Origin of the sequence: Billgrantia montanilacus (genome assembly GCF_003336675.1) — a bacterium.
Taxonomy (GTDB): Bacteria; Pseudomonadota; Gammaproteobacteria; order Pseudomonadales; family Halomonadaceae; genus Halomonas; species Halomonas montanilacus.
Window position 1 is genome coordinate 92,435 of the sequence record NZ_QPII01000007.1, and the last position, 12,008, is coordinate 104,442.

Sequence of the window (12,008 nt, forward strand, 5' to 3'; positions counted from 1 at the left end):
TCATGTCCCGATTACGCGCGTCTGGGCCTGCACCGGGATAAGCGGTGTCCCGGTCGGGGCGCAGATGCTGACGGAGGATTGCAGTACCGCGGGCTGGCCCTCGATCAGTACCCGGGACGCTGCCACCACGTAGCTGGCACTGACGCAGGGGCCGTTGCCGCCGGGGGGGGCGAAGCCACAACCGGCGACGGTCCAGGGCGAGGCTTGGGCGACGGCGGGCTGGCCGGAGACGAGCACCCGGGTCGATGGTGTGACCGGCAGGGCCTGTCCGCCATGGGAGCAGGTTACGGTGGCACCGAGGTGCAGAATGGGACCTGACATGGCTTGTCTCCCTTTCAAATGACGGTCAGTGCGCCGTTGTTCACGGTGACGGTCGGGCCCGTCATAACGATCGAGGCACCGCGTCCGTTCTGGATATAGATGCCGGTGTCGTTGACGATCAGCGATGCGCCGGCGGCCGTTTTCAACACGATCCCCCCGGTGGGGCCGGGCAGGTCGGTGACGGTAATGCCGTTCTGCAGCAGCGTCTGAATCGTCATGGCACTGACCCCCGGCGGGGTAAGCTGGTGAAGCGACGGGACCTCCGCGGCGGAGCCGTAATAGCAGCCGGTCCAGATCGGTGAGTCGGGGTCGCCCTGTTCGAACTCAATCCAGACGCCGGCGCCGATGGGCGGCACACCGAGTGCGCCTGTCTGGACGCCCGATACCGGGAAACAGGGCATGCACCAGCTTGTCAGTGCCACTGCCGAGACATCCGGCACGATGGCCTGGATGCGGCCCGTCAGCATCGGGTCCACGTTATTTACCACCGTGCCGCGATATTTGCCGTAGTAGTGTTCCGTCATACCGACACCGATGTACGGGCCGGAAGGAGCCCGCTCCTCTTGAGGGTGAACGATTGTCTGTAGCTGCCGCGGCTGAGGTCGTGGGTGACGCTATCGACATAGTGCACGCCGTCGAAAGCCCTCCCCGCCCCACGCACGCCGACCAGGTTGCGCGCCCGTAAAATCCGGCCGTAGCGCAGCACGTCGATGCTGCCTCTGCCGCTGACGGCGTCGCTGTGCTGTGCCGCGTGGGCGAAACCGCGCACCAGTGCCTCCATGGGGTTGAGGCGCGCGGTGTCCTGTAGCCGTGCAATTTTCGGCGGGATCGGTGGTACCAGGCCCAGTGGCGGTTGGAAGGGGATCGACGAGGGAATGGGCACCGGGATCGGCACCTTGGTTTGGGGGTTCTGAATATAGACCACGGGAATTTCTACCCCCTCCTTGTCGAAACTGAAGCTCATCTCCTCGGTGTTGGTGGAAAAGCCACTGTCGACGGTAAGGGCGGGTTGGACTTCGCCGATGCGGATCTCGGGACCCCAGTAAGCGATAGACGTGGCCGGCGCCGGCCCCGGTTTCATGAAGAAGGTGTAACCCGCTTTCTCCGCCAGGGAGCGGATGTAAGCGAGGTCGGTGCCTTGATGACGTGGGATCTTCTCGGTTGGGAGCGGCGGGCCTTCGAGACTGGGAATCACCTGGGGGATCACACCCAGCCAGGCGTATTTTGCGAGTATGAGTGCCACCCGCGCGACGGGCGGCATGGCCGGGTAGGGAATGCCGGAGAAATCGATCTCGTCCATCGTCGCGGTCAGGTCCTTGCCCTTGACCGATAGGGTACTCGGCGCACCGCCAGAGCCCGGGTTGAGATCAGTCCTGGTTACCACGCCGTTGATCAGTGCCGTCGCTCTGCCGTTGATGGTTGCCATCAGGGCTACGCGCAGGATCGGCAGTGCCGAACCGCCAGCGAGCAGAAACAGAGTGTTGAGCGGTGAGTCCTTGTCCAGTGCGAAGATCAGATCGAATCCCGACTGTACCGCGCCGGCGTTCTCCTCGATCTTCACGGACTGCAGTGCTTCGATCACCGCGCGCGGCGCGGCTACCGGCACCCCCGGGCCAAACAGCAGGGACAGGTCGATGCCCTTGATCACGATCCCTCCTCCGCGGTCGGCACACCCTCGGGTAAAGTCAGGCGCAGTTCATGGCCGGGTACTTCCAGCTCCTCGGCCCAGATGGCCCGGTTGGCATCGCAGTGCATCCAGAAGGCCACTGCGTTGCCGATGGTCTCTGCAGCAATCTGATCCAGCCGTTCGCTCTCGGCCACCATCCGGTAGCCCATGGTCGCGAACCTCTCGGGAGCGGGAACGAACCGGCGGGTCAGATAGGGGAGTTGCCGCCCGTCGGGGGCGGTAAAGTAGCGGGTCGGTACGCCGTGGTAACGGCTGTCGGCCGGGAAATCGGTGGCTTCTACGATGCCCGCCTCGTACATGGCCTGGATAGGGTTCTTCATGCGAGCCTCCCCGCGCCCAGAGCGTCGAGCGTGCCGCCGGCGAACTTGGCAGAGAGCTGCTCCTTGGATTGAAGGTAGGCCATGAACAGCCCGCTGCCGCGGTGGCCGAAGCCGAGGTCGTCCACCGACAGCACCCGCAGCGACAGCGACACCTTGGCGCGGATGGGGTTGAGATTGTGGTCGAAAAACTCCTCGGTGATCTGCAGCGAATCCAGCCGCACCGGCACTATGCGGCGCGCGCTCCAGACAAACAGCGCAAGCGGCGTTTCTGCCGGTGCGATCTCGAAAGACCCGGCTGCCGCCTGGGCATTCTGTCGTTCCAGTTGTGCCGAGGACGGGTACACCATGGTTTCCAGTGCCGAAAGCGCCGGGAAGATGCCCGACTCGGTGATGATGGTGTTCTGCGCGGGAAACTCGAGCTGATCCGTTGCGTCGATTTCTGCTTCCAGCGTGATCGTCTCCTTGGCCGGCCCGGTCAGGCGCAAGGGTTGCGAGCGATCGCCACCGTCCTCGATCGCCTGGGCTTCCAACTGCCTGGAGAGGGTCTCGGGGGCGTATTGCAGCGTGATGATGCGCTCTACCGAACCGTTGTCGGGCGAGATCAGCACCAGGCCGGCGCGAATGAGTTTGGGAGAGTTCGGGAAGCCAGTCATATTAGCCTCATGGATTTCCCGTTGAGACCACGCAGGTGGTCGTGGCTGTGCCGTTGTCGGCGTTGTAGTCGTCGATAGTTGTTCCCACACAATCCGTGGCCAGTACTGATGCCCGGTTCATTCGCCGGACGTAATCCTGCAGTGCAGTCTCGAATTGAGTAATCCGGGCGCTGAAGGCTGTGGCACTCTGGCCGTTGTGGCCGGTGAATTCGGGATAGGGATTGTTCCGCAAAAAATTGATGAAATCGCGGCCGTGTTCGCCTTCGTGAAAGCCCAGCGAAGTCGATTCGGTTCGCTCATCGGCCTCTGTCGTGCCGCGGCCGTAGCCGGAGGTCGACGCCGCTGTAACCCCGGGGCCGTAGGTTGTCTGGATGGTGAGATTGAAAGCAGCGGGGTTGACCGAAAACGACGTCGCACGGCCATTCATTGTGTCTGCTTCTACCAGATGTGTTCCGGCTGCCAATGTCTGTGGGCGGATCTCTGTCTCAGCCCTGTCTTGCATGGCTGGGTCGTCCGACTGGGCATCCGGCAGAATCGTCAGGTTGACCAGCCCGATTCGAAGTGTGGCTGCACCTGCCGAAGACACGTGAGAGCGAAAGGGCACGGGAGAGGAGATGCCGGCGACCGATCTCCATTCCGGCAACGGGGTCCCTAGCACCATGTGCGCGCATTCCGCCCGCGCCACTTCGCCGTCACCCATTGCATCTATACAGCGATTGAGTTCGCGGGATTGAGCGTAGGTCAGTGTCGAGTGGGGACCGGGGCCGCGCGGATCGTCCATATGCGGTAGCCGGTCCGGGAAATCAAGGGTGGCGCTCCGCCGCTGACCGTCATTCATTCCTGGAATCGTAGGCAACCGGCGGATGGTGCTGCTTGATCCCTGTTGCAGCGTGTGGGTCAGTTCATGTGCGATAAGTCGCCGGCCCTCGATGGAGTCGGGCCGGTACTGCTCGGCGGCAAAGACGATATGGTTGTGCAGCGTGAAAGCGCGTGCGCTCAAGTTGCGAGCAGCCTCGGCTGCCGCGGTGTCCCTGTGGAGACGCACGTGGGACAGGTCGCGGCCGAAACGGGGTTCGAAGAAAGTCCGCTCAGAGCGAGAGAGAGGCTGTCCACCCTTAGCGACAGCAGCACTCGGGAGGGGAGAGGTTGCAGTTGAGTCGCCAGCGCCCACTTGATCGGCGATTTCGTCGGCTTCCTGCTCAAAGGCGTCGTCCTGAGGGCCGATGGTGAGATTCGGTTGTATGCCGTATTTCTCCTCGGTAGCACATGATGCGCATTTACCTGATAGTTCAGTTTCGGCTCCACAGTCGCAGGACCTCTGGATCTGAAGATGAGGAGGGGTTGTTGTCTTGCTGTACCGAGAGAAGGCATCGGCCATCTCTCGGATTGACACTGAGGTCGCTACGGAATCATGGGCTTTTCGGGCACTCATTTTTTCGTCCTCTTTGCGAGTTCAAAAGAGCGCAGCAAATAGGTGATGAGATCTATCGCGGTCATCTCAGAAAATCCCCAGGTTAGCTTCACCGGGCACGAGCCGAACCCGTAGGCGCCTTTCCACTGATGAGGATTCTGGAGCGTCGCGATAAAGTGTGGTGTTGAGGACGACTTCTGCTTCTGTTTCACCGGCGTCATGAAGGTTGCGCAGCCGCTCCTTGGTCTCTTCGGGCACATAGGCAATCGGCTTGACCGTCATGCCCCTGATCTCATCGGCGGCAAGAGGCAGACTTTCGCCACCCACGTCAATTGCCCAGTGATAGCTGAAGCCGCTTGCCGCAGGCGCCCCTGTCACAACGAAGTGCTCAGTTCGCTCGGGTTCATCGATGTAAACCTCGTTGAAGAGCGCCACGTCGAGAATGCTCTCTGGATAGTCAATCTGGATGTCAAGATTGGCACCGCGAAAGGCTTCCGCACGTTCCGTGAGGGGGTCGTTTGCGCTTTCCTCTTCAGGATCTTGAGTGGTGAGTCTCGCGAGGTAGAAGACAAAACAGCTGTAGGAATCCGCATTATTAAAGCGTTCATCGGCCGGCCGACCAGAGGTTCCACAATTCTCTCGGGTGCCGTTGAGGCAGCTCCTGGCGTACTCGGTTTCATCGCATTGATCGCCGAAGTATCCGTTGTCGTCAACGCGCAAATAGAAATGTGCTGCCTCGTGAGTGATGAGATTGCTCTTTGCTGCATCATTCGTTTCCTCAGCGAGGTTTGCCGCATTTTCGCCTGAACTCGACATGAAACAGATACTGACGCCATTGCCAGTAGGTCCGAGCGATGCATGCCCCCCGGCGCCGTTGTTGCATGAGCTCGACATCTCCTCGCCGTGATCGCAAATGTAGTGGACGCGTCCTACGCCTTCGCGGACAGCCTTCAATCGGGCGATCATGGTATTGATCTGCTCCGTGCTGGGGTCTTCCACACGAAAAGCGAGATAGAAGCTGTTGCGGACGGCTTCAGACACTCCGTCGGACTCGAGCAGTTCGATGGCCTTGGCAATGTCGGCTCGGCTCAGGCGCATGGCTTCCGCGATGGCGTTACGCTCAACAGGCTGGCAGGCTTCGTAGTTTTCCTGTGCCTCGAGACCTTGTGCGGAGATGCCGAGCGCGTTTAACAGACTGTCGAGGCGTTGTCGGTTATCTCCATCAATATCTGAGCGCAACGTATTCGCGTCGAGAGCATTGGGTCCCTCAAATAGTTGCATAATTTGCAGGGCATCTAGTGATGTCATGAGATAAAGTATCGCCACCTCCTCATCGCCGAATGTGACACCGTCCTGCATATCGAGAATCAGTATCTTGCGCAGATCGACTGTGTCGGTATGGCCGAAGAGACCATTACCCGCCTCGATTCTATTGGCAACGGAAAGCGCCTTGTTATCGCTGACGTAATCGAGAGCGGGCCCCCCCAGCTCCTCGATCTGATTGAGGTAGGTTTCCATCTCGGAGTCGCTGACTTTTGCACCAAAAAACAAGGCGATGTTGCGGAAGAAACCGCGGAAGGTTCCTCCTGACTCGGCTCGTTGCAATGATGCTGCGGCTGGTTCTTGCTGCAGGGTGTGGGTCAGCTCGTGAGCGATCAGGCGTCTGCCGCTCGGTGTGTGTGGCGCATATTCTCCCGGTGCAAATGCGATATTCGACCCCAGGGTGTAGGCGCGTGCACCTATGGCCCGTGCGGCGGAGCCGGATCGACTGTCGTCGTGTAGGCGGACAGCGGAGAAGTCGCGTCCGAAGCGTGGCTCAAAATAGGTCCGCTCGGCTGAAGAAAGCGGACGACCGCCGCTGTTCAGTGCAGCAGCGGCTTTGGATGCGGCAGCGACCTTTCGGGATATTCCGCGAGAAGTGGAGGGTTTGGTCTGTATCTCTTCCCGATCCTCCTCCTCTTCCTCATCAACTTGCCGTTGCACCAATGGTGTCACGGAAAGAGGCTGCTCCGGCGCCCGCGAGTGCTCTGAAACCACTTTGTCGGCAATACGATCCGCCTCCCGCTCCCAGCGGTCGTCAGGAGGGTTGATTCCGAGCTTGGCTTGCAGGCCCAGCCGCTTCGCGGCGGCACAGTCCGGACACTCGCCGGAAATACCCGCCGCCGCGCCGCAGGCGCAAACCCGTTGAATCCAAGCTGCCGGGCCCGGCGTGTCAGTTAGCTGTGTCGGTAATCTTGTAACTTCCACGCTAGCCGGCGTTGTTGAGGTTTTGGCCGCGGCGGTCATGGCGAGCTCCCTCGGACAAGAAACATCTCGACACGGCGGTTCATGGCGCGGCTAATGGCGTCTTCTTCGGTAACTGTCGGTACCGCCTCGCCGAAATGTGGCGGGTTATCGGCGTCGATCATACGGTTCCAGGGCACGCCTTCACGCCGTGCCATTCGGTAAAAGGCGACCGAGCGCTGGCGCGACAGCCTGTGGTTGACGTCCGCGCTGCCGGGGCTGGACGCGTGGCCGACAAAACGCAGCTTGCGTTCCGGGGATGGGTCGAGCTGCGCAGTTTTGATTTCCTGGAAGGCAGTGACGTGTTCGGTTTTCGGTTGCGCTTGATCGAAGCCCAGATTCAGGAACCGGTAATGCGCGCCGGGGCGCACTGTCTGGAAGAGTCCAGGGGCGGTTCGCGAGGCGGTGCGCTGTTCGGCTTCGATGTCAGATTCACTGATCCCTGTCTGGGCCGAGAAGGCGTCGCGGGCCTCGGCACTGCGCGTCTCTAGCCGCCACACCTCGCCGAGGAAAAAAGCGCGTGCGATATCATCCTCCGATACGTGTTGGGCAATTTGGTTGTCTATCTTGTCGACGCGTTCCTGATAAGACGTGCGACCGGTGAGTTCAGTCGTTGTCATAACCTTGCGCGCCAGCCATTCGGTCATGCCTTCGTTGTACAGCCGGGGATCCGTCGTGCTGTTCACCCAGGCGAGATAGCTCGGGTGAGAATAAAAATGCGTCAGCTCGTGAACCAGCACCGGTCGTCGCCCGGCGTCGCTGACACCTCGATGTATAAAAATTTCGCGGGAGCTGCCCGAGCCGCGCTGGAAGCCCGACTGGCGACTGGCAAGTGTGCGGAGTTCCGTGTCGATGTCAGCGTCTGCCAGGATATTATCGAGCATGGCGACAAACCGCGGGTCCGAGTCGTCAATGTCGAACTGGGCAATGTCGGTCCACCCGCGCAGCTTGTTTGCGAGCCACTGGTGCAGAAAGTCCTGGTCGCTGGTGATTCCGGGGCCGAGGACATCAACCGCGTTTCTGAGATCGGCCTCCGAGACCGAACGGGTGATCTGCGGGTAGCGGGCGCGAATCCGCTGGTCGATATCGATAGCATCGGTCTCGAGCGCGGATTCGGTGGTCCGCGTGCGGATTTGTCCACCCACACTGGCTGGATTCTGACGCACGAGTTGTTGGACTGCGCGCTTTGCCTGTTGGTGAATTAACGCGGCCGTGCCAGCTTGGTCGGGGGCTGGGGCTTGCCAGGGCTGCAGGCTGCCGCCCCCCGGGGCCTGGATAAAAACGCTTTCATGTACTTCTCCGAGGCGCCCTGGATCGATGAGGTCGAATTGGATTCGGGGTGTTTGTCCGCGCTCGACAGGTCCGCCGGCCTGTGCCGCATCGGCGGCCGATTTTTCGGTGGGATCATGGTGCGGCGCTATCGGGACCACGCCACTGGGTGGCTCGGCCATATCCTGCTGCAGCGCATGGGCGGCCTCGTGGATGAGCGTGGTGACGGCGGCGCGGCGCGACAGCGCGATATGCCGTCCCAGTGCAAACCCGCGTGCACCCATCTGCCCGGCCACCCGGTCGACCTCATGGCCCTCATGGATGCGGAGCGCGCTCAGGTTGCCGCCGAGCTGAGTTTCCAGAGCTTGGCGCTCCGCTCCGAGGCTGCGGCCAGGGGTGGACAGCGTTGCAGATACCGCGACGCTGAGGGAATCGTTGTTGCGCGCCTTGTGCGATCTCATTGACTCAGGGCACCGATGGTTGCTTGCGCTACTGCTTGACCGAGTCCGCTCTCTCCGGGGCTACGGGCCTGAATGGAGCCGCCGTCGAGTCGCGGTGTCCAGCCCCCGTTGCGTAGCCTCGCAACGACATCGGGCTTGCTGAGCTGGCTCTGTAGTTCGTTCGCGATCGACGCCGAGAGGGCTGCGCGAGACAGGCTTGTGCCGGTGACGGTGACTCGGTCGATATGCAGCGTGATGCGGGGCTGTGGACGGCTCATCGGAAGGCCTCCTGTTCCGTTGCGGTAAAGGATTTCTCGAGCTTGGCGAGCTCCCGTCGGGCGGCCCGATGGATATGTGTCATCTGCACCGGTTCCGGTATGGCTGCGGCCAGGTAGGTGGCGTTGAGCGCGACGGAGCGGATGGAACCACCGGAAATGCTCAGGCGCGCAAGCGCCTGCGGGTCCAGCCCCTGTCTGGGCGTGTCGTCGGGAAAGATGCGTTTCCATATCTCTGCGCGGGCCGCCGCGTCAGGGAAGGGGAAGTTCACGATATAGCGCAGCCGCCGCAGGAAGGCGGTGTCGAGAGCTGACTTCTGGTTGGTGGTCAGGATGGCGAGGCCACGGTAGGCCTCCATTTTCTGCAGCAGGTAGCTCACCTCGACATTGGCGTAGCGGTCGTGGCTGTCCTTGACGTCGGAGCGCTTGCCGAACAGGGCGTCAGCTTCATCGAACAGCAGGATGGCGCCGCCGTTCTCGGCAGCGGCAAAGATACGGGCGAGGTTCTTTTCCGTTTCGCCGATGTACTTGCTGACCACTTGGCTCAGGTCGATTTGGTACAGATCCAGGGACAAGACCCCGGCTATCACCTCGGCCGCAAGTGTCTTGCCGGTGCCCGAGGGGCCGGCAAAGAGCGCCGTTGAGCCCAGACCCCTGGGGCTGTGGGCGGCCCAGCCCCAGCGATGGTTGACACGCCAGGCATTGCGCAGCTGGCCGGCGAGGTCCTGCAACACCTGCAACTGACCGGGTGGCAGTACGAGATCGTTCCAGTTCGCGCTGCTTTCTATCCGCTCGGCCAGCCCGTCCAGTGCCCGGCGGCCTTGGGCGCGAGCGGCACTCCAAAGTGTCGGCGCCAGTGCTTCCGGGAGGGTCTCGGGATTGGCGGCAAGTGCCGTGGCCGCTGCGATCGCGGGTGCATCGAGGGTAAATTGCGTGGCCAAACGGTCGAGATCCGTGCCGAGGGCGTCGGCCCTTGTGCCCAGAGTGTTGCGCCAGATTTCCCGGCACTCATCGGGGCTGGGAGGGAGAAGCTCGAGTCTCAACCTGGGAGAGCGGTCGGACAGGGGCGGATCCACGGCGGAGAGGATGGTCGGGCCGGTGACCAGGTTGGTGAGAGTTGCCGCGACCGCGCTGTTGTCCGCCTCGGTCTCGATCAATGTTACCGCGTTGGACAGTGCCATTTCCCGGTCGAGCAAGACGGCAAGGGCGGAGCGTTGTGCCCAGTCAGACGGGATGTCAGCGGCGTGGAGGCGGTAGAGCTGCACCCCGAGTTCCGCCGCCGCAGCGGCGGCAAGCGCTCGCTTGGACAGCGGGTCGGGGCCGCCGAGGAGTATGACCGGCAGTCGCTCCGTTGTCCGCCATGCCGCGATTATAGCGCGGACAAGCTGGTGTCCGGGCAGGCCGATGGCCGGTTCGGCGACGGTGCGATGCAATAGCCCCTCCAGCCTGGCGTCGATATAAGTCGTGCCGAGCAGTGCGTGCAGGATACGCTCGTCAAGCTGCAGCCGTCTCTGGTGCAGCGGCCCCTGGCCAACCAGCTCGACGATTCGCCAGAAGCGCAGCGGAGCCTCCGGACACAGCAGGTCCCACACCTGCGGGCCGAACAACTGTCTGGCCAGCGCGAGGTCAAGGTGGCCGCTGCCGTTGCAAGCCTTGATCGACTCGCCGATCACCGGGTCGGTTTCATGGCCTGCTGCCAGACTGATCAGCGCAAGCTCCGTATCGTTCAGGTTGAAGGTCCGGGCGATGGTTGGCAGTGCCGAGGCTTCGGGAATGGCAACAGGGGGCAGTGACTTGCCTTCAGCCAGCGCCCGCAGCCGCGTGGCGACATTGTCGAGGGCCGCATCCAGTCCCTGGCGGAGCATTGCCAGTGTCATGTCGCGTGGCCTACCTATGGCGGCCGTCATGGGATGACCACCGTTTCAAGGCTGGGTGGCATGGTGGCCAGGTTGATGACCGGGCTGTCGATGCCATCGACGCGCAGGCGCACCGGCACCTCGGCACCGCTGGTAAGGCCAGCGAAGGTCGCGGTGGCGTTGGAGGTTGCGGTGGCGGGGCTGGTCACAATCTCCATCTGCTGGCCGGCGAGGATGGCGAGCGTCTGGCCCGGTCGAATCGGCGGACTACAGGTCATGGTGATCTCGACGTCCGGCGGCGCTGCGACGGCGCTCGGGGCGCTGGCAGGCGCCAGGGCCAGCGGCAGGGCGTTTGACACGAATTCGCGGCCGTCGACGTGGCGGACCAGTACGTCGATGACATAGGGGCCGACGCGCCAGCTGGTCGGATCGTTCACAGTACCCTCTGCGAGGCTGCCCGGAGTGACGGCGGTGGTAGTCGGGAGTTGGACCTCCAGCCGGATCGGTGCGGCGGGGGACAATGGTGCCATCGTCAGCACCACTCCGGTCCCGGGTTCGGTGAAGCGTACTGTAACCTCGGTTCCGGCCGCGCCTCCGTCAAGGGAGAAGCCGGTGATCTCAACGGTGCCTCCGAGGCGCATTACCGGATGGCCATCTGTGGGCAGGACAGTGGTGATGGTGGGCACGCTGGTGGAAAGGTTTGGGCGTACGCGTACCCCGGGGTCGCGTCCGGTAGCAGGGTCGGTCAGGCCACCGCGAGACAGGACCGGCAGTGGTGCGCGGGTGGGCAGTTCGCGTTCGATCAGGACTAACGAGACGTTATACGCGACCGTGGTACGGTAGCTGGCCTGGAATGCGGTCCAGAGCTTGGACATGTCGTCCATGGACAGTGTCTGGGGTGTGATTTTCAGCAGTTCGATCTGGTCGGCGAGTTGCGAGACGCGGATGGGGTCGAACTCTTCGGGCAGGATATCGTCGATCGCGGCCAGCTCAAGGGCCGCGCGGATGGTTTCGCGGCCCAGGATCGCCTGTTCGTGGAAGAGCTGCATGGCGTAGCCGAGCAGGATTTCGGCGTGCAGTTCCTCTCCCGAGACCGCCGTCAGGATGTAATGCAGGTCCAGAGCCATCCGGGGGCGCTGCGTAAGCCGGCCCTCCCGGTTGCGCGTCGGCAGATCCTCGTTGCGCAGCGCCGCATTAGGGGATAGGCGGTACAGGAAGAGATTGAGCTGGGTCGACTGATCCGCTCCATTATCGGAGACCACGCGATCTGGTGGCAGCGCGGTTACTGTGAAATCGGCGCCTAGCGCTTGCGAGACGTTGCCGTTGATCAATGTGTCGTTGATCAGATCCTTCAGGAGTCGGGTGACGGCAGCTATGGCAAGCACGTTACTCATGACCGTCTCCCTCTGAGGTAATCCGAGAGCGACGGCAGGCTGCGGGCGGGTGTTGCCGGACGCTTCTGTGGGGCGGGTTTCGGGGCCTCGCTGCGGATG

The 12,008-nt window shown here is 62.4% G+C and carries 11 protein-coding genes; all 11 read right to left on the reverse strand.

The window, feature by feature from the left end:
• The 11 genes from DU505_RS11385 to DU505_RS11435 all read right to left on the reverse strand — a co-directional run bounded on the left by DU505_RS11385 (window position 1) and on the right by DU505_RS11435 (window position 11,909).
• Window positions 1-321, reverse strand: coding sequence for a hypothetical protein (locus DU505_RS11385; protein WP_114479106.1), 321 nt, complete (start codon window positions 319-321; stop codon window positions 1-3).
• 14 nt (window positions 322-335) lie between these two features.
• Window positions 336-845 carry a phage baseplate assembly protein V gene (locus DU505_RS11390; protein WP_114479107.1) on the reverse strand — a complete coding sequence of 170 codons (510 nt, stop codon included), beginning with the start codon at window positions 843-845 and terminating at the stop codon, window positions 336-338.
• Complete coding sequence (locus DU505_RS11395) at window positions 842-1,969, reverse strand: hypothetical protein (RefSeq protein WP_114479108.1); 1,128 nt, start codon at window positions 1,967-1,969, stop codon at window positions 842-844. Before DU505_RS11395 ends, DU505_RS11390 begins: the two co-directional genes overlap by 4 nt.
• Window positions 1,966-2,328, reverse strand: coding sequence for a LysM domain-containing protein (locus DU505_RS11400; protein WP_114479109.1), 363 nt, complete (start codon window positions 2,326-2,328; stop codon window positions 1,966-1,968). Before DU505_RS11400 ends, DU505_RS11395 begins: the two co-directional genes overlap by 4 nt.
• Window positions 2,325-2,981 (reverse strand): hypothetical protein, encoded by a 657-nt coding sequence (locus DU505_RS11405; RefSeq protein ID WP_114479110.1) that lies wholly within the window; start codon window positions 2,979-2,981, stop codon window positions 2,325-2,327. Before DU505_RS11405 ends, DU505_RS11400 begins: the two co-directional genes overlap by 4 nt.
• A 7-nt stretch (window positions 2,982-2,988) precedes the next feature.
• Complete coding sequence (locus DU505_RS11410) at window positions 2,989-4,413, reverse strand: eCIS core domain-containing protein (protein ID WP_114479111.1); 1,425 nt, start codon at window positions 4,411-4,413, stop codon at window positions 2,989-2,991.
• Window positions 4,414-4,479: 66 nt separating this feature from the next.
• Window positions 4,480-6,678, reverse strand: a complete 2,199-nt coding sequence (locus DU505_RS11415; protein ID WP_114479112.1) for an eCIS core domain-containing M35 family metalloendopeptidase — start codon at window positions 6,676-6,678, stop codon at window positions 4,480-4,482.
• Window positions 6,675-8,405: an eCIS core domain-containing protein gene (locus tag DU505_RS11420; protein WP_114479113.1), complete on the reverse strand. Its 1,731-nt coding sequence runs from the start codon at window positions 8,403-8,405 to the stop codon at window positions 6,675-6,677. Before DU505_RS11420 ends, DU505_RS11415 begins: the two co-directional genes overlap by 4 nt.
• The gene (locus DU505_RS11425; protein WP_114479114.1) at window positions 8,402-8,662 is read right to left on the reverse strand and encodes a hypothetical protein; all 261 of its coding nucleotides are present in this window, start codon (window positions 8,660-8,662) and stop codon (window positions 8,402-8,404) included. Before DU505_RS11425 ends, DU505_RS11420 begins: the two co-directional genes overlap by 4 nt.
• Entirely contained in the window at window positions 8,659-10,536 is a 1,878-nt protein-coding gene (locus tag DU505_RS11430; RefSeq protein WP_181872805.1) for an ATP-binding protein, read from the reverse strand. The genes DU505_RS11425 and DU505_RS11430 overlap by 4 nt, the downstream gene beginning before the upstream one ends.
• 26 nt (window positions 10,537-10,562) lie before the next feature.
• On the reverse strand, window positions 10,563-11,909 hold the full coding sequence (locus tag DU505_RS11435; protein ID WP_114479116.1) for a Pvc16 family protein: 1,347 nt from the start codon (window positions 11,907-11,909) through the stop codon (window positions 10,563-10,565).
• Window positions 11,910-12,008: the final 99 nt, after the last annotated feature.